The sequence below is a fragment of the Streptomyces sp. FXJ1.172 genome (assembly GCF_001636945.3).
GTDB lineage: Bacteria > Actinomycetota > Actinomycetes > Streptomycetales > Streptomycetaceae > Streptomyces.
Map to the genome: position 1 here is coordinate 5,825,205 of NZ_CP119133.2, position 21,315 is coordinate 5,846,519.

A 21,315-nucleotide genomic window follows, 5' to 3' on the forward strand; every position below is an offset into this window, starting at 1 on the left:
CAGGGTCTTGCGGAGTGGACCGCGGGATTGGAGGATCGGCCAGTCCTCCGATGGCTGCACCCATCGGCCGGGCGCCCGCTATCGAGGGAGATGGTGACCATGAAGCTGCTGCGAGTCGGTACGGCAGGGGCCGAGCGGCCCGCGCTGCTCGACGCCACAGGGACGCTGCGGGACCTGTCGGGCATCGTGGCCGACATCGACGGCGCGCTCCTCGCCGACGAGGCCGCGCTCGGCCGGGTACGGGCGGCGGCCGAGGCCGGAGAGCTGCCCGCGCTGGACGCGGCGGGGCTGCGGACCGGGCCGCCGCTCGCCCGCATCGGGAAGATCGTGTGCATCGGGCTCAACTACCACGACCACGCCCGCGAGACCGGCGCCCAGCCGCCCGCCGAGCCGGTCGTCTTCTTCAAGGCGCCGGACACGGTCGTCGGCCCGAACGACACCGTGCTCGTCCCGCGCGGCTCCGTGAAGACCGACTGGGAGGTGGAGCTGGCCGTCGTCATCGGGCGTACGGCCCGCTACGTGGACTCCGCCGAGGCGGCGCTCGCCCACGTCGCCGGGTACGCGGTGGCCCATGACGTCTCCGAGCGCGAGTTCCAGATCGAGCGGGGCGGGACCTGGGACAAGGGCAAGAACTGCGAGACGTTCAACCCGCTCGGGCCGTGGCTGGTGACGGCGGACGAGATCGCCGACCCGCAGGACCTGTCGCTGAAGCTGTGGGTCAACGGGGAGCTGAAGCAGGACGGTACGACGGCCGAGCAGATCTTCCCGGTGGGGGAGGTCGTACGCTACGTCAGCCAGTTCATGACCCTCTACCCCGGGGACGTCATCAACACGGGGACCCCGGCGGGCGTGGCCATGGGACGGCCCGAGCCGAAGCCGTACCTGAGGGCCGGGGACGTCGTCGAGCTGGAGATCGCGGGCCTCGGGCGGCAGCGGCAGGAGCTGAAGGACGCGTAGTCGCTCCCCCCGGCGCAAGGTGGCCGCTCACCCCAGCGCAAGGGCGAGCCTGCGCCACTCCTCCCTCGGCAGGGTGGCCCTCCCGGTGCCGGTGATCACCTGAAGGGCCACGTGGTCCGCGCCCGCCTGGTGGAAGGCGGCGACGCGGTCGCGGACGGCGGCCTCGTCGCCCCAGGCGAACAGCGCGTCGACCAGGCGGTCGCTGCCGCCGTCCGTCAGGTCGTCCTCGGTGAAGCCGAGGCGCAGGAAGTTGTTGGTGTAGTTCGGCAGGGCCAGGTACATCGCGAGGGCCTCGCGGGCGAGGGCGCGGGCGCGGGCCGGGTCGCTGTCCAGGACCACCTTCAGCTCGGGGGCGAGCAGCGGGCCCTCGCCGAGGATCTCGCGGGCCTGCGCGGTGTGTTCGGCGGTGACCAGGTACGGCACCGCGCCCGCCGACCGGTCCCGGGACAGCTCCAGGGTCTTGGGGCCGAGGGCCGCGAGGACCCTGCGGTCTGCGGGGACGCCCGCCGTGTCCAGCGCGTCGAGGTAGGCGACCAGGGCCGAGTACGGGCGGCGGTACTGGTCGGCGAGCTTGGCGTGGCTCACGCCTAGGCCGAGCACGAAGCGGCCGGGGTGCACCGCCTCCACCTCGGCGAAGGCCGCCGCGCTCTCCTCGGCGTCGTACTGCCAGATGCTCTGGATGCTGGTGCCGACGACGAGCGTGCCGGTGGCCTCGAGGAGCGGAACGGCGTGGTGGGCGGCGCTGCTGCCGCCCAGCCAGACGGCACCGAAGCCCAGTTCCTCCAACTCGGCCGCCGCCTCAGCCAGTTCGCCGCGCCGGGAGGGTTCCTCCGAGCGCAGTCCGATGTTCCAGATGCCGTACCGGCCGATCCTGTCCTTCACGGTGCTCATGGGGCGGTCCCTCCGGGTGGGTCGTGATCATCACGTCTACAGGCATTCCCAACCGGAGGGATCCACGGCGTAATCCCCGCGGGCGTCACACGTTCAGGAACTGCTCCAGCGCCTCCACCACGAACCTGTGGTCCTGCAGCTGGGGCAGGCCCGAGACCGTCACCGCGCCGATGACCCCGGCGTTCTCGACGCGGACCGGGAACGAGCCGCCGTGCGCCGCGTAGGTGCCGGGGTCCAGGCGGGAGGAGTCCTCGAACGTCGTGCCCTTGGCGCGGAAGCGGGTGCCGACCAGGTAGGAGGAGGCGCCGTAGCGCTCCACCACCCGGCGCTTGCGGGCGATCCAGGCGTCGTTGTCCGGGGTGGAGCCCGGCAGGGCCGCGTGGAAGAGCTGCTGGCCCGCGCGGTGGATGTCGATCGCGACCGGGGCCTGGCGCTCGCGGGCCATGCCGACCAGGAGCGAGCCGAGGGCCCAGGCGTCGTCGTAGGTGAACTGCCGGAAGACCAGGCGGCGTTCCTGTGCCTCCAGCTCCTCGACGGACGGGGTCAGTTCGGGGACGGATCCGGGGGTGATCGGGGGCATCAGAGGGTCACCGTCACCTTGTCGCGGGCCGATGCGCGGGCCGCTTCCAGTACGTCGAGGGCGGCGGCCGCCTCCAGCGCGGTCACCGGGTTGGGACCGGTGCCGCGCAGGGCGCCGGCCACGGCCGCGTAGTAGGCGGGGTAGTCGCCCGGCAGGGTCGGTACGGGGGTGCCGCCGCCGGTCAGCGGGGACTCGCCGGCCCCGGTACGGCCCCACAGGGACTCCGGCTCGGCGCCCCACCGGGGCCCGGGCCGCAGGCCTTCCCGCAGGGCCGCCTCCTGCGGGTCCAGGCCGTACTTCACATAGCCCGCCTGCGAGCCCAGCACCCGGAAGCGCGGGCCGAGCTGGGCGGCCGTCGCGGAGACGTAGAGGTGGGAGCGGACGCCGTTCGCGTGCGTGAGGGCAATGAAGGTGTCGTCGTCGGTCTCGGCGCCGGCGCGGCGGACGACCGACTCGGCGTACACCTCGGTGGCCGGGCCGAACAGGACGAGGGCCTGGTCGACCACATGGCTGCCCAGGTCGTAGAGGAGACCTCCGATCTCTGCGGGGTCGCCGGACTCGCGCCAGCCGCCCTTGGGCTGCGGGCGCCAGCGCTCGAAGCGGGACTCGAAGCGCCAGACGTCACCGAGCCGGCCCTCCGTCAGCAGCCCGCGCAGGGTGAGGAAGTCGTTGTCCCAGCGGCGGTTCTGGAAGACGGAGAGGAGCAGGCCGCGTTCGTCGGCGAGGGCCGCGAGGGCGCGGGCCTCGGCGGCGGTGCCGGCGACCGGCTTGTCGACCACGACCGGCAGGCCCGCCTCGAGGGCGGTGGTGGCGAGCGGGACGTGCGTCCTGTTCGGGGACGCGATGACGATCAGGTCCAGCTCACCGGCGCGGTCGAACAGCTCCTCGGGGCCGGCGGCCGTACGGACGTCCGGGAACTCCGCGCGGGCCTGCTCCTGCCGCTCGGGGTTCGAGGTGACCACGGTGTCCAGGGCGAGGCCCTCGGTCGCGGCGATCAGCGGGGCGTGGAAGACGGAGCCGGCGAGGCCGTAGCCGATCAGGCCGACGCGGAGGGGGCTAGCAGCAGTCATGGAAGCCACTTTCGCAACGCTGTTGCCAAAGTGCAAGCGGCGGGGACAATGGGTGGCGTGAACAGGACGAGGACGGGGCCGGGGACGGGGAGCGGTGTGCCGGCGGGGGCGAATCTCGGCGTGGTGCGCAGCCACAACACCGCGCTGGTGCTGGGCCTGCTGCGGGACGCCGGGGCACAGGGCATCAGCCGGCTCGAACTGGCCGAGCGCACCGGCCTGACCCCGCAGGCCGTCAGCAAGATCACCGCGCGGCTGCGGGAGGAGGGGTACGCGGCGGAGGCCGGGCGGCGGGCGTCGACCGGGGGCAAGCCGCGGACCGTGCTGCGGCTGGTGCCGGAGGCCGGGCACGCGGTGGGCGTGCATCTGGACCGGGACGAGCTGCGGGCGGTGCTCGTGGACCTGGACGGGGCCGTGGTGGGGGAGCGGCGGACCGAGCTGGATCTGGGGGCGGGCGCGGAGGTCGTGCTCCGAGTGGTCGCCCGCGCGGTGGAGGGGCTGGCCGGGGAGGGCTTGGACCTCGGGGACGAGGGGCTCGCCGGGGCCGGGACGCTGCTCGGGGTGGGGGTGGCGCTGCCGGGGCCGCTCGACCATGCCCGGGGTGTGCTGCACCGGGTGACCGGCTTTCCCGAGTGGGACGGCTTTCCGCTGCGGGACGCGCTCGGGGAGCGGTTGGGGGTGCCGGTGGTGGTGGACAAGGACACCAATGCGGCGGCGCTCGGCCTGTCGGTCGGGGGCGAGGGCGGCTCCTTCGCCTATCTGCACCTCGGTACGGGGCTCGGCGCCGGGTTGGTGATCGGCGGGCGCGTGCACCGGGGGGCGCGGACCGGGGCGGGGGAGTTCGGGCACCAGGTGATCCAGCTGGACGGGCCGCTGTGCGAGTGCGGGAACCGTGGGTGCGTGGAGGCGCTGTGCCTGGCGGCGGTGGGGCGCGGGGAGGCCGGGGAGGCGGCGCGGGTGCTGGGGGTGGCGGCGGCGAACCTGGTCGGGCTGCTGGACATCGACGTGGTGCTGCTCGGCGGGCGGACGATCGCGGGGGCGCCGGAGGGTTTTGTGCGGGGAGTCGGGGAGGTGCTCGATGCCCGGGCTCGCCGGGAGGGGGTGCGTGGGGGTTCCGTGCGGGTCGCTCCGCGGGGGGAGCGCGTGGTGGCGGAGGGGGCCGCGCAGTTGCTGTTGGCGCCGGTGTTCGGGCGCGGGGACGTGTGACGGGCGGTGCGCTGTGCTGTGGCGGTAGCGCCCCGAAGGGGCACGGGGAACCGCGCGACCGGCCACGGCGGACCCGCGGCCGCGTACGGTCCGCGGCGGCCCGGTGGGCGGGCGCCGGGCCGGTCAGGTCACGGCAGGTTCAGCTGCCAGGAGACGCCGAAGCGGTCGTTGACCCAGGCGAACTTGGCGCTGAAACCGTAGCTGCCCAGGGGCATGAGTTCCGTGCCCTGCTCGGTGAGGGCGGCGTGGAGGCGGTTGATCTCGCCCTCGTCCTCGCACTGCACGAAGAGTGAGATCGCGGGCGTGAAGGTGAAGTCGTGGTGCGCGGGGCTGTCGATGCACATGAACTGCTGACCGGCGATCGAGAACGTGGCGCGCTGCACGCTCCCCTCCTTGCCGGTGCCATCGGCCCCGTAGCGGGTGACGTTGACGACTTCGGCGTCGTCGAAGAGCGAGGTGTAGAAGGTCATCGCCTCCTCGGCGTTGCCCTCGAACATCAGGAACGTGGTGATCTTCTGGGACGTCGCGATCTTCATGCTGCATGCTCCTCAGCGCTGGTCGGGCACGGCGCGCAGGCCTGTCCAAGTGTTACCCCGCCGATCGAGCGGACTTCGCGGCCCGTACCGGAGTGGCGGCCCGCGCGCGCGGGTCCGACCGGCATGGTCATGTGTTCATGCGACTGTGTTCGTCCCTTTCCCTCTGCCTCCCCGCAGCCGCCGCCGTCACCGTCCTCGCCCCCGCCCCCGTGTCGCCGGAGGCCGTCCGGGCCGTCCCGGCCGCCCGAGCCGTCCAGGGCGCCCACGCCGACCGTGCCGACGTACCCCCCGCGTGCGTCGGCGCGGACGCGCGGGCGTTCCCGCTGGCCACCCGGATCCGTGGCGGCCCCGGCTCGTACGAGGCGGGCGGCGGATACGGCACCTGGTACATCGACCTCACCAACACCACCCGCCGGGCCTGCACCGGTGTCCACCCGGTCGTCGTCCTCGTCGACGACAAGCGTGCCCTGCGGCCGGACCAGCCGCACCTGGACTTCTTCGACGGCTCCCGGGCCCGGCCGGTGTCGTTTGAGAGCACGGACGAGCAGGAGCTGGTCGGGGTGCTGGACGGCGCCGGGTTCGCCGGGTTCGCCGTGCCGCCCGGCAGGACCGTCAGTATCCGGGTCAGGCTCGCCCTCACCTCCGACGCCGTGGCCGACAAGGTCACCGCCAACGCCGCCGTCGTCCAGCGGCGGGGTGAGCACGGGGACTGGATCGGGGAGTCCAACGCCTACCGGTTCGGGATCGGACCGTACACGGACGACGGGACGGCCCGGCCCGAGGACACCCAGGGGGGCGGGGCCGTGGAGTCCCGGCCCTCCGGCAGCGCGCAGGGCACGCCCAGCACCGGCGCCGCATCCTCCTCCGCCCCCGACTCCTCCTTCCCCTTCGCCGAGGCGGCGCAGGAAGCCGGGGAGCGGGCCCGGGAGCTGTCGCGTACCGGGCTCGGGCTCGCCCACGGGCTGTTCGCGGCCGCCGTCGCGCTGCTCGGCGTCGGCACGGGCGCCTTCCTGCTGGCCCGCAGACGCCGCTGAACCGGAGTCCCGTACCGGGAACCGCCCCATGGTCTGCGACGATCCCTGCGTGGACTACCCGAACGACCAGGCCCCCGGCGCCCCCGTCCGCTCCGGCATCCCCGAGCACGGGCGCATCCCCAAGTACTACGCGGTGAAGGCGCGGATCGCCGCGCTGCTGGAGGAGCTGGGGGAGGGCGGCGTCATCCCGACCGAGCGGGATCTCGCCGAGCGGTACGACGTCGCCCGCGAGACCGTACGGCAGGCCGTGCGCGAGCTGGTGCTGGAGGGGCGGCTGCAGCGCCGGGGGCGCGGGACCGTCGTCGCCGGGCCCAAGCTCGCCCAGCCGCTCTCCCTCGCCAGCTACACCGAGGGCGTGCGCCGGCAGGGCCGTACCCCCGGGCGCACCCTCGTCACCCTCGACCGCTTCCCCTGCCCGGACCCCCTCGCCGCCGAGACCGGGCTGACCCGGGGCGAACCGGTGTGGCACCTGGAGCGGGTGCTGCTCGCCGACGAGGAGCGGGTCGGGCTGGAGAGCACGTACGTCGCCGTCGGGCGGGTGCCGCGGCTGGACGCCGACTTCGACCCCGACTCCTCCTTCTACGGCTACCTCACCGCCCAGGGCATCTCCTTCGGCGACGCCGACGAGCGGATCGAGACCGTGCTGGCCACACCCCGTGAGGCGCTGCTCATCGGCACTCCGCCCGCCCTGCCGATGCTGCTGATCCACCGGGTCTCCCGGGACACGCAGGGGCGGCCCCTGGAGCGTGTGCGGTCGCTGTACCGGGGGGACCGGTTCTCCTTCACCACCCACCTCAAGGGCTGAAAAGCGCCCGAAAAGTCGATGAATGTCCCACTCTTCGCCCTCCCTCATGTGTCACGAAAAGATAACGGGTCTAGCCCAAACGTGATGGGTCGTTCACGCTCGCGTTGACAGCCGGATGTCTCCGGTTCCCCGATCGCGAGGAGCGTTGCCGCCGTGAGAGTGACAGTCGTAGGAGCAGGCGTGGTGGGCACCATGCACGCCTGGCATGCAGTGCAGCGCGGCCACCAGGTCGTCCAGATCGAGCGCGAGGCCGAGGCGCGCGGCGCCTCGCTGCGCAACTTCGGGCAGATCTGGGTCAGTGGCCGCGCGGGCGGAGAAGAGCTGGAAACCGCACTGCGGGCGCGGGAGCTGTGGGAAGGCATCGGCGCCCGGGTGCCGAAGCTGGGCTTCAGGGCCAACGGATCCCTCACCCCCGTCCGCGGCCCGCTCGAGCTGGCCGTCGCCGAGACCGCCGTGGCCCGCGCGGACGCCGCCGCCCGCGGCTACAAGCTCCTCACCCCGGCCGAGGCCCGCGCCCTCAACCCCGCCCTGCGCGGGGACTTCACCGCCGCCCTGTACTGCGGGCGGGACGCCGCGGTCGAGCCCCGCACCGCCCAACTCGCCCTGCGCGCCGAACTGTTGAAGTCCCCGGACTACACCTTCCTGCCGGGACGGGAGGTGCGCGAGGTGGTCGGTGCCGGGACCGTCCGGGACGACCACGGGGACGTTCACCACGCCGACGCCGTCGTCCTGTGCACCGGCGCCTGGCTCGGCGGCCTGGTCCGCGAGCTGGCCGGGCCCGACCTGCCCGTGCGCCGCGTCCGCCTGCAGATGATGCAGACCGACCCGCTGGGCGAGCCGCTGCCGACCTCCGTCGCCGACGCCGACAGCTTCCGCTACTACCCGGCCTACGCCTCCCCGGCGCTGGACGCGCTCAACGCGGGCCAGGCTCAAGCGCAGACCGCCGCCGAGCACAAGATGCAGCTGCTCATGGTGCAGCGCGCCGACGGCGGCCTGACCATCGGCGACACCCACGAGTACGAGCACCCCTTCGCCTTCGACACCCTCGAGGACCCCTACGACCACCTCACTGGGGTCGTCGAGTCCCTCCTCGGCCGGCCGCTGCCGAAGATCCGCCGCCGCTGGGCCGGCGTGTACGCGCAGTGCACGGACCCGGGCCGGGTCGTCCACCGCCGGCCGGTGAGCGACGGGGTGTGGCTGGTCACCGGGCCCGGCGGGCGCGGCATGACCTGCTCTCCGGCGATAGCCGAACAGACCGCGAACGAACTGGACTGGTGAGAGAGTTGACCACCGACATCCGCGATATCTGCGACATCCGTCTCGTCGTCCTCGACATGGCGGGTACGACCGTCGCCGACGGCGGCCTGGTCGAGCGCGCCTTCGCCGCGGCCGCCGCCGAGCTGGGCGTCGAACCCGGCTCGGCCGAGCACGCCGGGCACCTCGCGTACGTCCGCGCCACCATGGGCGAGTCCAAGATCTCCGTCTTCCGGCACCTGTTCGGCGACGAGCAGCGCGCCCAGCGCGCCAACACCGCCTTCGAGAAGGCGTACGGCGATCTGGTCGGCGCCGGTCTGGTCGCGCCCGTCCCCGGGGCCCGCGAGGCCATCGGGGAGCTGACCGGCAGCGGTCGCACCGTCGTCCTGACCACCGGCTTCGCCCGGGTCACCCAGGACGCCATCCTCGACGCCCTCGGCTGGCGGGACCTCGCCGCGCGCACCCTGTGCCCGGCCGACGCCGGCGGGCGCGGGCGGCCGTACCCGGACATGGTCCTGGAGGCCTTCGTCCGCACCAAGGCCGCCGAGGACGTGCGGCAGGTCGCCGTCGTCGGGGACACCTCGTACGACGTGCTCAGCGGCGTACGCGCCGGGGCCGGGCTGGTCGCGGGCGTACGCACCGGGGCCCACGGGGACGAGGAGTTCCGCGCCGCCGGTGCCACCCACGTCCTCGACTCCGTCGCCGACCTGCCCGCCCTGCTCTCGGGAGCGCGCTGAGATGGGCATCCGCTTCGACTCCGTCACCGTCGCCTACGACCGCAACATCGTGCTCGACTCGCTCGACCTGACCGTCGAGCCGGGAGAGGTCATGGCGCTGCTCGGGCCGTCCGGCTCCGGCAAGACCACCGCGCTGCGGGCGGTCGCCGGGTTCGTGCGGCCCGTGTCCGGGCGGGTGCTCCTCGGCGGCAGGGATGTGACGGACCTGCCGCCGTACCGGCGGGGCATCGGCATGGTCGTGCAGCAGTACGCGCTCTTCCCGCACATGCGGGTCGACGAGAACGTGGCCTTCGGCCTGCGGGCCCGCAAAACCCCCAAGGGCGAGATACGGCAGCGGGTCGCCGAGGCGCTGGAGATGACCGGCATGGCCGCCTACGCCCGCCGCCACCCGCGTGAGCTGTCCGGCGGCCAGCAGCAGCGCGTCGCCGTCGCCCGCGCGCTCGCCATCCGGCCCGGCGTACTCCTGCTGGACGAGCCGCTGTCCGCGCTGGACGCCCGGCTGCGCTCCGGGATGCTCGCCGAACTCGCCAGGCTGCACCGGGAGTTGCCCGACGTGTCGATGCTGTACGTCACCCACGACCAGGTCGAGGCGCTGACGCTGGCCGACCGGATCGCGGTGATGGACAGGGCGAGGCTCCAGGCCTGCGGCACGCCGAGAGAGCTGTACCACTCACCGGCGAACGAGTTCACCGCCTCCTTCGTGGGCGGCGCGAACCTGATACCGGTGACCGTGGGAGCCAAGGGAGTCTCCTTCGCGGGAACGGAGCTGAAGGTCACCACGGACGGGGCGGTCACGGGGGCACGGGCCACGCTGTGCGTACGGCCGCATCTCGTCGCACTGGGCCAGGGTCCCAACCAACTCGCCGGTGTCGTACGGGAGATCCAGTGGCGCGGCGCCACCCACCGGCTGTACGTCGAGGTCGGCGGGCACACGGTCATGGCGGACCTCCGTGAACTGAGGAACCCGCCCGGCCTCGGGGACCCAGTGGCCCTGCACTTCGCGACCGAGGACGCGGTGCTGCTGCCCGCCGGAGTCACCCATGAATAGGCGCCTGCTGTGGGCCCTGCCCCCGACGGCCCTCCTGGCCCTCTTCTTCCTCTACCCCCTCGCCCTCGTCGTCCAGCAGTCCTTCCAGCCCGACACCGGCGGCACCTCCCTGAAGCCGTATGCCGACGTCTTCGCCTCCGAAGGCTTCCGGCACGCGCTGTGGACCACCGTCTGGCTGGCGCTCGCCTCGACCGCCGGATGCCTGGTGCTCGGCTTCGCGCTGGCGCTGGTCATCGCGTTCGTTCCGTTCCCGGGAGCGAAGGCGGTGGCGCGGTTCATCGACGTGTACCTGTCCTTCCCGTCCTTCCTCATCACGCTGGCACTGCTGTTCATCTACGGCAGCACCGGCATCATCGGGTCCTTCCAGTTCCTCACCACGCCCTGGGGCGTGCTGCTGGCCGAGGTCACCTACTTCACGCCGTTCGTGATGCGGCCGCTGCTCGCCGCCTTCTCGCAGCTGGACACCGCGCAGCTGGAGGCGGCCAGCTCCCTGGGCGCGCGGGCGCCGCGGATCGTACGGCGGGTGATCCTGCCCGAGGCGCTGCCCGCGCTCGCGGCCGGCGGCAGCCTCGTCCTGGTGCTCTGTCTCAACGAGTTCGGCATCGTGCTGTTCACCGGCGCGAAGGGGGTCACCACCCTGCCGGTGCTCGTCTACAGCAAGGCGATCCTGGAGTCCGACTATCCGGGCGCGTGTGTGGTCGCCGTCGTCAACGTCCTGATCTCCGTGGGCCTCTACAGCCTCTACCGGGTGGTGAGCCGTCGTGCTGGTGCATAGCCGCGGGGCCAGGCGGGCCGTGTGGGCGGTGTTCCTCGTCCTCTTCCTGCCACTGTTCGCCCTGCCCCTCCTCGTCGTCCTCGGCGCCTCCTTCGCCACCCACTGGTCCGGCGTCCTGCCCTCGGGCCCGACCGCCGCCAACTACCGTGCCGCCACCCGAGGCGAGGCCCTCCAGGCGCTCACCACCAGCCTGCTCACGGCCACCGCCGCCAGCCTGCTCGCGCTGACCGCCGGCACCTGGGCCGCGCTGGCCGCCGCCGCCCTGAAGAAGCGGTACCGGCGGATCATGGACGCCCTCTTCGTGCTGCCGGTCGCCGTACCGTCGGTCGTGGTCGGACTCTCCGTCCTGGTCGCCTTCTCCAAGCCGCCCATGCTGCTCAACGGCACCCGGTGGATCGTGATCCTCGCGCACACCGTGCTGGTCACGGCCTTCGCCCACCAGTCCGTGTCGGCGGCGATCACCCGCCTCGACCCGGCCTGCGAACAGGCCGCCGCCTCCCTCGGCGCCCGGCCGTCGTACGTGCTGTGGCGGGTCCGGCTGCCGTTGCTGCTGCCCTCCCTCACCGCCGCCGCCGGCCTCTGCTTCGCCCTGTCCATGGGCGAGCTGAGCGCCACGATGATGCTCTACCCGCCGGACTGGACCCCGCTGCCCGTCCTGATCTACGCGGCCACCGACCGCGGCGCCCTGTTCACCGGCTCCGCCGTCGCCGTGGTGCTGATGGCCGCGACCCTGCTCGTCCTGTTCGCCGTCTCCCGGGTCCGCAACCGGGCGTCGTACCGCTGACCCCACCCCCCTCCTCACATCCCGTACGAACGCCAGGAGTTGGCCTCGCCATGCCCAGAAACCGCAGCACGCTCGCCGTAGCCCTCGCCCTGCTCGCCACCCCCGCACTGTCCGCCTGCGGCTCCTCCGCCGCCTCCGACGCCAAGGAAGTCACCGTCTACAGCGCCGACGGCCTGAAGGGCGAGAACGGCGACGGCTGGTACGACAAGGTCTTCGCCGCCTTCACCCGGCAGACCGGCATCAAGGTCAAGTACGTCGAGGGCGGCTCCGGCGAGATGGTGCAGCGCGCCGTCCGTGAGCGGAGCAACCCGCAGGCCGACGTGCTGGTCACCCTGCCGCCGTTCATCCAGGAGGCCGACGCCAAGGGCCTGCTGCAGAAGTACGAGGTGAAGGACGCCGACCAGGTCGGCGGCGCCGACAAGGCCACGGACGGCACCTGGATCTCCGTCGTCGGCAACTACTTCGGCTTCGTCTACAACAAGAAGGAGCTGAAGCAGGCGCCCAGGACCTGGGACGAGCTGCTCGACGCGAAGTACAAGAACAAGCTCCAGTACTCCACGCCCGGCGTCGCCGGCGACGGCACCGCCGTGCTCATCAAGGCCATCCACGACTTCGGCGGCAAGGACCAGGGCCTCGCCTACCTGAAGAAGCTCCAGGCCAACAACGTCGGCCCGTCCGCCTCCACCGGCAAGCTCGCGCCCAAGGTCGACAAGGGCGAACTGCTCGTCGCCAACGGCGATGTGCAGATGAACTACGCCCAGTCCAAGACCATGCCGAACCTCGGCATCTGGTTCCCGGCCGGCAAGGACGGCAAGCCCACCACCTTCGCCCTGCCCTACGCGGCCGGCCTGGTCACCAAGGCCCCGCACAGCGCGAACGGCAAGAAGCTGCTCGACTTCATGCTCGCGCGGAAGCAGCAGCAGGAGGTCAGCTCGATCGGCGGCGGCTTCAGCGCCCGCCAGGACGTCAAGGCCACCGACGCGGACGCCGTCGCCCTGGCCAAGCTGATGGACGGCGTGGACTTCTTCGAGCCCGACTGGAACGACATCGACAAGAACCTGACGTCCTACGTCGAGGACTGGAAGTCGGCCACCGGCAGCTGACCTGGACCGGTCCGTGTCCGGCCGGGGTCAGGATCAGGCCGGTCTGATTAGGCTGGGGGCGTCGGTACGCCGTGGTTCCGGCGCCCCCAGCTTTCCCGCCCCTGCTTCCCCGCCCCGCTTTCTCGACCGTACGTACGCCAGGAGACGCACAACATGGCAGACCGCAAGCCGATCGAGTCGTGGCTCACCGACATGGACGGTGTCCTGATCCACGAGGGCGTTCCGATCCCCGGCGCCGACGCCTTCCTGAAGAAGCTGCGCGAGTCCGGGATGCCCTTCCTGGTACTCACCAACAACTCGATCTACACCGCCCGGGACCTGCACGCCCGGCTGCGCCGGATGGGCCTGGACGTGCCGGAGGAGAACATCTGGACCTCGGCCCTGGCCACCGCCCAGTTCCTGGACGACCAGCGGCCCGGCGGCAGCGCCTACGTCATCGGCGAGGCCGGGCTCACCACCGCGCTGCACGACATCGGCTACATCCTCACCGACCACGAGCCCGACTTCGTGATACTCGGCGAGACCCGCACCTACTCCTTCGAGGCCCTGACCAAGGCCGTCCGGCTGATCAACGGCGGCGCCCGGTTCATCGCGACCAACCCCGACAACGTCGGCCCCTCCACCGAGGGCGACCTGCCCGCCACCGGTTCCGTCGCCGCCCTGATCACCGCCGCGACCGGCAAGAGCCCGTACTTCGTCGGCAAGCCCAACCCGCTGATGATGCGGGCCGGCCTGAACGCCATCGGCGCCCACTCCGAGACCTCCGCGATGATCGGCGACCGCATGGACACCGACGTCCTCGCGGGCCTGGAGGCCGGGATGCGTACGTTCCTGGTGCTCAGCGGGGTCACTCAGCCCGCGGACGTCGACCGCCATCCCTTCCGACCCTCGAAGGTCGTCGACTCCATCGCGGACCTGGTCGACCTGATCTGAACAGGGGCTCTCAAACCCCGGCTCACCCGTTCGGCCCAATCGGGCGCCTCCCGAGGATGCGGAGGCGCCCGGTGCGGGGGAGCCTCCAGATAACTGGAGGTTCACGATGGGCTCACTACGCCTCACTGTCTGTACCGGAATCCTGGCCGTCGCCGCCTTCGCCCCGGCGGCCCACGCGGCCGACGGCGGCGCGGTCTCCGTGACCCCCGGCTCCCCGGCCCCCGGGACCGATGTGGCCCTGCGGGTACGCGGCTGCTCCGGGCCCGAGGGCACCGCCGTCTCGCCCGCGTTCGTCACCGACGCCCGGCTGACCGGCAGCCGCGGCGCCCTGGCCGGCCAGACCCGCGTCCGCTCCTCCCTGACACCCGGCGCCTACGACGTGAAGATCACCTGCGCCGACTACGTCATGATCGGGCGGATCACGGTGGCCGACCCCGGAAACGGCCCTGACCGGGGAACGGCGACCGACCGGGGAACGGGGACGTCCCGGGGAGCATCGGCCGACCCGGGAAGAGGTGCCGGCCAGGGGCCGTCGGCCGTCCCGGGAACCGGGCAGTCCGACGAGCCCATGCGGACGCCCGCCGTGGTCTCCTCTCCCACCGCCCCGGTCCACGCGGGCGGTGGCGGCACCGCCACGCACTTCGCCACCGTGGCCACCAGCGAGTCGGGACCCGACACCGCCGAAGCGGTCACCGGCCTCGGGCTCGCCGGGGTCGCCGCGCTCGCCGTCGGGCTGCGTGCCCACCGGGGCCGTGACGGCCGAAGCACCCGCTGACCGCCCGGTATGACCGACGACCACGGGCATCCCGCCGGCGGCACCGGGCGGCTGGTCTCCGTCCTGGCCTGGGCGGTGCTGCTGCTCGGGCTGTGGCTGTGGGGCCGGGCGGTGACCGGCGTACCGCACGGCACGGACAGCTCCGGCGGCGGTGGCGTGTCCGCCTCCGGCGCCGCCCCGGCCTTCCTGCCGGGCCCCGCCGCACCGCTCGGGGACGCGCTGCCCCAGCGCGTCGACATCCCGCGGCTGGGCGTGCACGCACCGGTCGTGGCCCGCGGCCTGGACACCGAGGGCGCCGTCGATCCGCCGCCCTTCGACCGGCCGGGGGTGGTCGGCTGGTACGGCGCCGGGACCAAGCCGGGCGCCGAGGGCGCGGCCCTCCTCGTCGGGCACGTCGACACCGAGACCCGGCCCGCTGTGTTCTACAAGCTCAGCACGCTGGCGCCGGGCGCGACGGTCCGGGTGGTCCGCTCGGACGGCAAGGTCGCCGAGTTCACCGTCGACGACGTGAGCGTGCTGCCCCGCGACGACTTCGACGCCCGCCAGGCCTACGGCCCCCACCGGGCCGGCCGCGCCGAACTCCGCCTGATCACCTGCGGCGGCACCTTCGACCGCGCCACGCGCAGCTACACCGCCAACGTGGTGGTCTCCGCCTACCTCACCGGCGCCCACTGACCCCGTACGCCCCGTCACGCGACCTCGTGACGAACCGTCCGGATATGTCAGCATGGGCAGGGCACCCGACAGTGCGCCCAGGGGGGAATCGCATGTACGACAACAGGGGGGCCCGGTCGTCCGCGCGGGCGTGTGCGGCGGCGGTGCTGGGGGCGGCACTGCTGCTCGCCGGATGCTCCTCGGGAGGCGGGGACAAGAACGCCGGCCCGGACACCCGGATCACCCAACAGCCCAAGTCCGCCGACCCGTTCTGGGTCAACCCGGACGGCACCGCGGCCCGCCAGCTCGCCGCCTACGCCAAGGCCGGAAAGACCTCGGAAGCAGAACAGATCCGGAAGATCGCCGAGCAGCCGGTGGGGGAGTGGATCGGCCCGGAGAACCCGGAGCAGGAGGCCCGCGGCTTCACCGAGGCCGCCGAGCACTCCGACCGCACGGCCCTGCTCGTCCTCTACGACATCCCGCACCGCGACTGCGGCCAGTACTCACAGGGCGGCGCCGCCGACGGCAACGCCTACCGGGCCTGGATCGACGGCGTGGCCCAGGGCATCCAGGACCGCCCCGCCATCGTGATCCTCGAACCGGACGCCGTCCTGCACCTGGTGGACGGCTGCACGCCCGCACAGTTCCACGAGGAGCGCTACGACCTCCTCAAGGGCGCGATCACCAGGCTCAAGTCCCTGAAGAACACCAAGGTCTACCTGGACGCGGGCAACGCCGGCTGGGGCCACCCCGACCAGATCTTCCAGCCCCTCCAGCAGGCCGGCATCGACCGGGCCGACGGCTTCTCGGTCAACGTCTCCAACTTCTACTCCACCGACGACTCCCTCGCCTACGGCACCCAGCTCTCGGCGAAGGTGGGCGGCAAGCACTTCGTCATCGACACCAGCAGGAACGGCAACGGCCCGGCCACCACCGGCGACCCGGCCAGGCGCTGGTGCAACCCCCCGGGCCGCGCCCTCGGCGAGGCCCCGACGACCAGGACGTCCGACCCCCTGGTCGACGCCTACCTGTGGGTCAAGCGCCCGGGGGAGTCGGACGGGACGTGCCAGGGAGGTCCGAAGGCGGGCCAGTGGTGGGCGAGTTACGCACTCGCCCTGGCCCGCAACAGCAAGTGACTCAAGGGATCCTGACCCACTGTGCGATGGACGGCGTCCCCTGGTCGTCGTCCACGAACAGCATGTACCACCCCGACTGCACCAGATTCCGGTTCGCCGGCACGGTCACCGTGATCCTGTCCCCGGACGTCCTGAAGTCCAGGGCGATGGACCGCTGATCCACGTCCGTCACGTGTGTCGAAGCGCTCGGCCGGATCAACCGCACCTTCCTGATGCCGGCCGCCTGCCTGGAGGTGAACGTCCCCGACGCCCCCCGGGCGATCGTCTGCGGGCCGCCGCTGAGCGAAGGCCGTGAACCCCGGTAGAGATACGGCGGCGTGTAGATCTCGATCCGCTGCTCGAACTTCCCCGGCTTGGTGTTCGCCCGGTCCCCGTACAGCGAGTCGGACCCGAAGAACATCACCCGCCCGTCCGGCAGCAGGATCGACCCGGAGTGGTAGTTGCGGCCCACCAGCGGGTCGGCGACCCGGGTGAAGCTGTTGCTGTCCGGGTGGTACAGCCGCGCCTGGAGGATGTTGGAGTCGCTGCGCCCCCGGTAGTCCTGCGAGCCGCCGCTCACCAGGACCGTGTCGTCCGGCAGGATCGAGGACTGCGGATAGCGGGTCCCCTTCTCCAGCCCGGGGCCGTCCACGAACCGGGGATTCCTCGCCTTCAGATCGATGATCCGGGTCTTCTTGCTGGACAGCTTCGACTCACCGACACCGCCACCCCCGATCACCATGAACTTCTCGTCCTGCGCGGGAGGCAGCAGCACGGTCCCGGAGGTCTCCATCATGTCCGGGTCGCTGAGCCCGGGCACCTTGGTGAAGGCATTGGTGCCGATGTCCCAGATCCCTGGATCCCGGCCGACGTTGTCGGGTCCGTACCCCGCGTTGGACCCCGAGTAGAAGATCTTCCCGTTCTGCGTCAGGAACAGCGCCGGATACGTCGGGAACTGCCGGGTCGTCCTCGTGTACGTCCATTTCTTCGTCGCCGGATCGAAGACCTCGTTCTTGCCCGGCACCAGCTGGCCGATGTCGTCGAGGCCGGAGACGCTGAGGATCCTGCCGTCCGACAGCGTGGTGAGCGTCGGGTACCAGCGGGCCTCGTTCATCGGGTCGACCTTGATGTACCGCTCGGCCACCGGGTCGAACTCGTAGGCGTCCTTGATGCCTTCGAAGTCCTTCTTGTCGAGGGCGAGCTTCTGCGCGATGCCGTAGGTGTTGCGTGCGTCGGCGCCGGTCAGGCCCTTGATGCGGTAGTTGTCCTGGGTGCCGGTCTCGTACTGGCTGCCCTCGCGCTGTGCCTCGACGTAGACGCGGCCGTAACCGGGGTTGTTCCGCAGCCACTTGCCCGCCTTGTCGAAGACCTTGGTGGCGCGCGGGATCAGGACCGGATCCTGGGAGGCGAACGTCCTGCCGTTCTGCCTGCCGGTGAATTCGGTGCCCGCGGGCAGCGTCATCGGCTTGTCCGGGTTCTCGTTGTAGAGGATCATGACGCCGCCGGCCTTCTTGACGTCGCCCTTGAGTTTCTCGTACCGCTTGGTGCCGCCCGCGATCAGCAGATCGCCGTCGGCGAGCTGGGTGTGGCCGGTGCAGAACAGGTCGTTGGGCGTGGGGACCTTCTTGATCGTGCCCTTGAGGGGATCCCAGATCCGGGTGTCGAACTTCTTCGCGTCGAAGTTGTCCTGGTTGTTGCCCGAGCCCGCGACCAGCAGCACCTTGCCGGTGTGCAGGAGCGCCGCGTGGATGGTGTCCTGGCGGTACTCCTTGGGGAACTCGATGATGTCCCAGTGCCCGTTCCCTGCCTTGTACTCAGGTCTGTTGATCTTGTACTGGTGGTATTGCGCGGTGGCGAAGCGGTAGACCCACGGCCCGTTCATCCCGGCCAGCGCGAGCACCACCGCCGTACCGATCGCGAGCCGGCGGACGCGACGGCGGCCGGACTGGTCCTTCATTCCTCACGTCCCCCAAGTCCGCCAAGGGCGATCTGCATGGTCTGCTCGGTGTCCCCGGCGCGCGCCGCCCGTCCGGGGCCCGCCCAGGAGGGGCGCTGCCGCAGCGCCGGGGCCGGCTGCGGCGCGGGCACCGCGGCCCGCGGTCCGGCCGCGTCCGCCGCCCGCTCCGGCCCCCGTTCCTCCTGCCGCAGGGTGTACCGCCAGGCGAGGATCGGCGCGGCGGTGATCAGCAGGGCGAGGCCCGCCCAGGTGATCATCGCCGGCTGGGAGTTGCCCAGCGCGAAACCGGCGCCGAGCGAGCCGCCGAAGACCAGGATGAAGAACCAGTGCACCCGGAAGGTCCCGAACAGCGTGTCGGGGCTGGCCGACTCGCCCTTGGGCGTCACCACGAACGTGCTCCTGCGGCGCAGGACCGCGTCCATCAGCGAGCGGGCGTAGATCGGCGCGGACAGCGCGGACATCACCATGCCCGCGACACCGCCCGAGCCCTCCGGCTCGTGCGGGGAGACATTGTGCCGCCGGTTCCAGATGTACAGCCCGATCTGGAGCGCGGAGGCGTTGCCGTAGAGCATCAGCCACACGGTCGGGTCGATGTTCACGCCCGAGGCGCCGAGCCCCAGGAACAGGGCGCAGCTCAGCGCCGCGAGGATCCAGTTGAGGGCGGACATCGGATAGAAGATGATCATCATCGTGTAGTTGAAGAGCTTGCCCGGCCCCAGCGTGAACAGGCCCTTCCAGTACTGCTTGAGGATCGTCTCGTAGGTGCCCCTGGACCAGCGCAGCTGCTGGGTGAAGAAGTCCGTCCAGGCGGCCGGCCCCTCACCCACCGCGAGCACGTCCGGTGTGTAGACGGACTTCCACTTCCGCCCCGTCGCCGGGTTCCTCGCCCGGTGCATCTCGAAGCCGGTCGCCATGTCCTCGGTGATCGAGTCGTACAGCCCGCCGATCTGCTTCAGCGCCCTGATCCGTACGGCGTTGGAGGTGCCGACGAACATCGGGGCGCCGTAGCGGTTGCCGGCGCGCTGGATCAGGGCGTGGAAGAGGAACTGCTGGGACTCGGCGGCCTTGGTGACGAACGTGTCGTAGTTGCCGTAGACCTGCGGGCCGATGACGAATCCGACGTCCGGGTCACGGAAGTAACCGAGCATCCGCTCCAGGTAGTTGGGCAGCGGGACGTGGTCGGTGTCGACGGAGGCGAAGTAGTCGTAGTCGTCTCCGTGCGCCTGGAGCCAGGCGTTGTAGTTGCCGTGCTTGGTCTTCGCGCGGTGCGGCCCCTTGGGCCGGTTCCACTCGGCTGTGCCCTTGCGGGTGAAGTGGTGCACGCCGAGCCGGGCGCAGACCTCCTTGACGGCCGGGTCGTCGCCCTCGTCCAGCAGCCACACGTGCAGCAGGCCGCGGTGCCGCAGCCGCACCGCCGCTTGGAGGGTCTTCGTCACCATCTCCAGCGGCTCCTTGCCGGGCACGAAGGTGGTGATGAAGGCGACGCGGGTGCCGGTCTCGGGCACGACCGGGACCGGGTCGCGGGCGACGAGCGTGGCGTGCGCGTTGGACAGCACGTTCAGACAGCGGAAGAACTCGATCAGGCCGATCGAGACGAGCATGACGGTGTCGAGGGCCGGCAGGAAGTCGTGGGCGGGATAGTCGCGTTGGGTCCAGTGCTCGGGCTGGAGCAGCCAGAACAGCAGCACCAGCGAGAGGACCGGGGCCGCGCCCAGCATGAGCGCGGCGCGCAGGCGGTGCGGCTCCTGCGAGAGCAGCGACCGGTACTGCACCGTGTACGGCCGGGCCGGGTCGGGCTGGGTGAGAGGGCCTGCGAGCCGGCTGTAGTGCTCGTAGTCGTATCTCGGCAGGCTCTTCCTCATCCGGTGGAACTGGCCCGTCCGGTGCGTGACCGCCCTGAGCCTCGTGGTCTGTGACGGGTCGTCGTGAGCGTGGCTCCGCCCGGCGCCCGTCGGCGTCGACGTCATGAGTCATTCCCCCCACACGCAGGTCACCGCGTGTTGTGTCGGTCCTTCCCGCCCGGCCGGCTCCCCTCGGCCCGCGCGCGCGGAATCCGTGGCGGCGCACGGTCCCGACGTCTTCCCCACCGCACAGACACAGGACCGTGACTCTCCGGTTGCAGATATGCCCCCCTCGGCACCGATTTATGAACGGGGCCCCCTCCCCGCCGCCGTGCCGCAACCGGTCTCTTCCCCCCAACTGCCGCCAATCGGCGGCAGCTTGGGCATCCAGGGTTCTACGGTGCTCTCCATGATCGCAAGACGCGAAACACGGTGTTTACCGGTCAAACCCGTTCATTGTGGCGCGTGTGGGGCTCGGGTGGGCGGTGTGCGCCGGTGGTCTCGGCGGGCCGAAGTGCGCCGGTGGTGGAGAGGCGGACGCGGATGTTGCCGAAGTGATCCCTTATGGCCCGCTCCGCCCGCGGCGAGTCCCCGGACCGGACCGCGTCCAGGATCTCCCGGTGCTGGCGGCAGGTGACCCGGGGATCCTGCGGCACGTCCACCAGATCCCGCTGCACCCGGTGGAAGGCGTCCCAGAACGCCTCCAGCACCTCGCTCAGCAGGACGTTGTCCAGCCCCCGGTAGAGGGTGGCGTGAAAGGCGCGGTCGGTCTCGGCGAGGCCAGCCCCCTCGGCGGCCTCCCGTTCCATGCGGTCCACGAGCCCGCTCAGTTCCACGAGGTCCGCCTCCGGCAGCCGCCCGGCCAGCCGTGACACCAGCCCCGTCTCCACGGCCTCGCGCAGCTCCAGCAGCTGGAGCAGGGAGTCCTCGCCCCGGTAGTGCCCGGCGACGGTGCGGAAGGCGAGGCCCTCGATCATCGGGGCGAACGACATCGAGCCGACGTACGTCCCGAACCCGTGCCGGATCTCCACGATCCCCATCGCCTGGAGCGCCTTCAGTGCCTCGCGCACCGAGTTCCGGCTCGCCCCGAGGTACTCCATCAGCTCCGGCTCGGTCGGCAGCGGGGCGCCCGAGGGCAGCCGCCGGTCGACGATCAGCTTCTTGATCCGCTCCTGGAGGTCCCGGGCTGCCATGGCGAGAGGGTATCCGGCCAATCGGGGCATGCGGAAAGCCCCCTGCTTCCGCGAGCGGCCTCTCGGTCGA

The 21,315-nt window shown here is 71.8% G+C and carries 21 protein-coding genes; 14 read left to right on the plus strand and 7 right to left on the minus strand.

Going from position 1 to position 21,315, the window contains the following annotated elements:
* Positions 1–99: 99 nt before the first annotated feature.
* Positions 100–957, plus strand: coding sequence for a fumarylacetoacetate hydrolase family protein (locus tag A6P39_RS26070; RefSeq protein ID WP_067048499.1), 858 nt, complete (start codon positions 100–102; stop codon positions 955–957).
* Between the two features lie 27 nt (positions 958–984).
* Here A6P39_RS26070 and A6P39_RS26075 read toward each other — a convergent pair whose 3' ends face one another.
* From A6P39_RS26075 to A6P39_RS26085, 3 genes are all read right to left on the minus strand, one after another.
* Positions 985–1,848, minus strand: a complete 864-nt coding sequence (locus A6P39_RS26075; protein WP_067048375.1) for an LLM class F420-dependent oxidoreductase — start codon at positions 1,846–1,848, stop codon at positions 985–987.
* Between the two features lie 85 nt (positions 1,849–1,933).
* Entirely contained in the window at positions 1,934–2,428 is a 495-nt protein-coding gene (locus A6P39_RS26080) for a heme-degrading domain-containing protein (RefSeq protein ID WP_067048378.1), read from the minus strand.
* Positions 2,428–3,498 (minus strand): Gfo/Idh/MocA family protein, encoded by a 1,071-nt coding sequence (locus A6P39_RS26085; protein ID WP_067048381.1) that lies wholly within the window; start codon positions 3,496–3,498, stop codon positions 2,428–2,430. Before A6P39_RS26085 ends, A6P39_RS26080 begins: the two co-directional genes overlap by 1 nt.
* 48 nt (positions 3,499–3,546) lie before the next feature.
* Between A6P39_RS26085 and A6P39_RS26090 the strand changes: the two genes are divergently transcribed.
* Positions 3,547–4,701, plus strand: a complete 1,155-nt coding sequence (locus A6P39_RS26090) for an ROK family transcriptional regulator (protein WP_067048502.1) — start codon at positions 3,547–3,549, stop codon at positions 4,699–4,701.
* 128 nt (positions 4,702–4,829) lie between these two features.
* Here the strand turns inward: A6P39_RS26090 and A6P39_RS26095 are convergent, their stop codons facing one another.
* A complete protein-coding gene (locus tag A6P39_RS26095) occupies positions 4,830–5,237 on the minus strand; it encodes a VOC family protein (RefSeq protein WP_067048383.1) in 408 nt (135 codons plus the stop codon).
* Between the two features lie 131 nt (positions 5,238–5,368).
* Here A6P39_RS26095 and A6P39_RS26100 point away from each other — a divergent pair, with 131 nt between their 5' ends.
* From A6P39_RS26100 to A6P39_RS26155, 12 genes are all read left to right on the plus strand, one after another.
* Positions 5,369–6,271 carry a hypothetical protein gene (locus A6P39_RS26100; RefSeq protein WP_067048389.1) on the plus strand — a complete coding sequence of 301 codons (903 nt, stop codon included), beginning with the start codon at positions 5,369–5,371 and terminating at the stop codon, positions 6,269–6,271.
* Between the two features lie 49 nt (positions 6,272–6,320).
* Positions 6,321–7,076, plus strand: coding sequence for a GntR family transcriptional regulator (locus A6P39_RS26105; protein WP_067048505.1), 756 nt, complete (start codon positions 6,321–6,323; stop codon positions 7,074–7,076).
* 153 nt (positions 7,077–7,229) lie between these two features.
* Positions 7,230–8,354 (plus strand): TIGR03364 family FAD-dependent oxidoreductase, encoded by a 1,125-nt coding sequence (locus A6P39_RS26110; protein ID WP_067048392.1) that lies wholly within the window; start codon positions 7,230–7,232, stop codon positions 8,352–8,354.
* A 5-nt stretch (positions 8,355–8,359) separates the two neighbouring features.
* Positions 8,360–9,067, plus strand: a complete 708-nt coding sequence (locus tag A6P39_RS26115; protein ID WP_067048397.1) for a phosphonatase-like hydrolase — start codon at positions 8,360–8,362, stop codon at positions 9,065–9,067.
* A 1-nt stretch (position 9,068) separates the two neighbouring features.
* Positions 9,069–10,115 (plus strand): ABC transporter ATP-binding protein, encoded by a 1,047-nt coding sequence (locus tag A6P39_RS26120; RefSeq protein WP_067048399.1) that lies wholly within the window; start codon positions 9,069–9,071, stop codon positions 10,113–10,115.
* Positions 10,108–10,890 (plus strand): 2-aminoethylphosphonate ABC transporter permease subunit, encoded by a 783-nt coding sequence (locus A6P39_RS26125; protein WP_067048402.1) that lies wholly within the window; start codon positions 10,108–10,110, stop codon positions 10,888–10,890. The genes A6P39_RS26120 and A6P39_RS26125 overlap by 8 nt, the downstream gene beginning before the upstream one ends.
* The gene (locus tag A6P39_RS26130) at positions 10,877–11,674 is read left to right on the plus strand and encodes an ABC transporter permease (protein WP_199840846.1); all 798 of its coding nucleotides are present in this window, start codon (positions 10,877–10,879) and stop codon (positions 11,672–11,674) included. Before A6P39_RS26125 ends, A6P39_RS26130 begins: the two co-directional genes overlap by 14 nt.
* A 50-nt stretch (positions 11,675–11,724) precedes the next feature.
* Entirely contained in the window at positions 11,725–12,777 is a 1,053-nt protein-coding gene (locus A6P39_RS26135; protein ID WP_067048409.1) for a 2-aminoethylphosphonate ABC transporter substrate-binding protein, read from the plus strand.
* A 153-nt stretch (positions 12,778–12,930) separates the two neighbouring features.
* Complete coding sequence (locus A6P39_RS26140) at positions 12,931–13,710, plus strand: HAD-IIA family hydrolase (protein WP_067048411.1); 780 nt, start codon at positions 12,931–12,933, stop codon at positions 13,708–13,710.
* A 106-nt stretch (positions 13,711–13,816) separates the two neighbouring features.
* Positions 13,817–14,485 carry a hypothetical protein gene (locus tag A6P39_RS26145; protein WP_067048414.1) on the plus strand — a complete coding sequence of 223 codons (669 nt, stop codon included), beginning with the start codon at positions 13,817–13,819 and terminating at the stop codon, positions 14,483–14,485.
* 9 nt (positions 14,486–14,494) lie between these two features.
* A complete protein-coding gene (locus A6P39_RS26150) occupies positions 14,495–15,160 on the plus strand; it encodes a class F sortase (RefSeq protein ID WP_067048417.1) in 666 nt (221 codons plus the stop codon).
* Between the two features lie 92 nt (positions 15,161–15,252).
* Positions 15,253–16,275: a glycoside hydrolase family 6 protein gene (locus A6P39_RS26155; RefSeq protein ID WP_067048422.1), complete on the plus strand. Its 1,023-nt coding sequence runs from the start codon at positions 15,253–15,255 to the stop codon at positions 16,273–16,275.
* A 1-nt stretch (position 16,276) separates the two neighbouring features.
* On the opposite strand, the gene A6P39_RS26160 is transcribed toward A6P39_RS26155, so the two are convergent.
* The 3 genes from A6P39_RS26160 to A6P39_RS26170 form a co-directional block, all read right to left on the minus strand.
* Positions 16,277–18,211, minus strand: a complete 1,935-nt coding sequence (locus A6P39_RS26160) for a kelch motif-containing protein (RefSeq protein WP_067048424.1) — start codon at positions 18,209–18,211, stop codon at positions 16,277–16,279.
* Positions 18,208–20,178 (minus strand): glycosyltransferase family 2 protein, encoded by a 1,971-nt coding sequence (locus A6P39_RS26165; protein ID WP_067048427.1) that lies wholly within the window; start codon positions 20,176–20,178, stop codon positions 18,208–18,210. The genes A6P39_RS26160 and A6P39_RS26165 overlap by 4 nt, the downstream gene beginning before the upstream one ends.
* 317 nt (positions 20,179–20,495) lie before the next feature.
* Entirely contained in the window at positions 20,496–21,245 is a 750-nt protein-coding gene (locus A6P39_RS26170; protein WP_275883907.1) for a FadR/GntR family transcriptional regulator, read from the minus strand.
* Positions 21,246–21,315: the final 70 nt, after the last annotated feature.

Coding starts and splice junctions, on each gene's coding strand:
- A6P39_RS26070 (WP_067048499.1), top strand. CDS start 100: ATGAAGCTGCTGCGAGTCGGTACGGCAGGGGCCGAGCGGCCCGCGCTG.
- A6P39_RS26075 (WP_067048375.1), bottom strand. CDS start 1,848: ATGAGCACCGTGAAGGACAGGATCGGCCGGTACGGCATCTGGAACATC.
- A6P39_RS26080 (WP_067048378.1), bottom strand. CDS start 2,428: ATGCCCCCGATCACCCCCGGATCCGTCCCCGAACTGACCCCGTCCGTC.
- A6P39_RS26085 (WP_067048381.1), bottom strand. CDS start 3,498: ATGACTGCTGCTAGCCCCCTCCGCGTCGGCCTGATCGGCTACGGCCTC.
- A6P39_RS26090 (WP_067048502.1), top strand. CDS start 3,547: ATGGGTGGCGTGAACAGGACGAGGACGGGGCCGGGGACGGGGAGCGGT.
- A6P39_RS26095 (WP_067048383.1), bottom strand. CDS start 5,237: ATGAAGATCGCGACGTCCCAGAAGATCACCACGTTCCTGATGTTCGAG.
- A6P39_RS26120 (WP_067048399.1), top strand. CDS start 9,069: ATGGGCATCCGCTTCGACTCCGTCACCGTCGCCTACGACCGCAACATC.
- A6P39_RS26125 (WP_067048402.1), top strand. CDS start 10,108: ATGAATAGGCGCCTGCTGTGGGCCCTGCCCCCGACGGCCCTCCTGGCC.
- A6P39_RS26135 (WP_067048409.1), top strand. CDS start 11,725: ATGCCCAGAAACCGCAGCACGCTCGCCGTAGCCCTCGCCCTGCTCGCC.
- A6P39_RS26140 (WP_067048411.1), top strand. CDS start 12,931: ATGGCAGACCGCAAGCCGATCGAGTCGTGGCTCACCGACATGGACGGT.
- A6P39_RS26145 (WP_067048414.1), top strand. CDS start 13,817: ATGGGCTCACTACGCCTCACTGTCTGTACCGGAATCCTGGCCGTCGCC.
- A6P39_RS26150 (WP_067048417.1), top strand. CDS start 14,495: ATGACCGACGACCACGGGCATCCCGCCGGCGGCACCGGGCGGCTGGTC.
- A6P39_RS26155 (WP_067048422.1), top strand. CDS start 15,253: ATGTACGACAACAGGGGGGCCCGGTCGTCCGCGCGGGCGTGTGCGGCG.
- A6P39_RS26160 (WP_067048424.1), bottom strand. CDS start 18,211: ATGAAGGACCAGTCCGGCCGCCGTCGCGTCCGCCGGCTCGCGATCGGT.
- A6P39_RS26165 (WP_067048427.1), bottom strand. CDS start 20,178: ATGACGTCGACGCCGACGGGCGCCGGGCGGAGCCACGCTCACGACGAC.
- A6P39_RS26170 (WP_275883907.1), bottom strand. CDS start 21,245: ATGGCAGCCCGGGACCTCCAGGAGCGGATCAAGAAGCTGATCGTCGAC.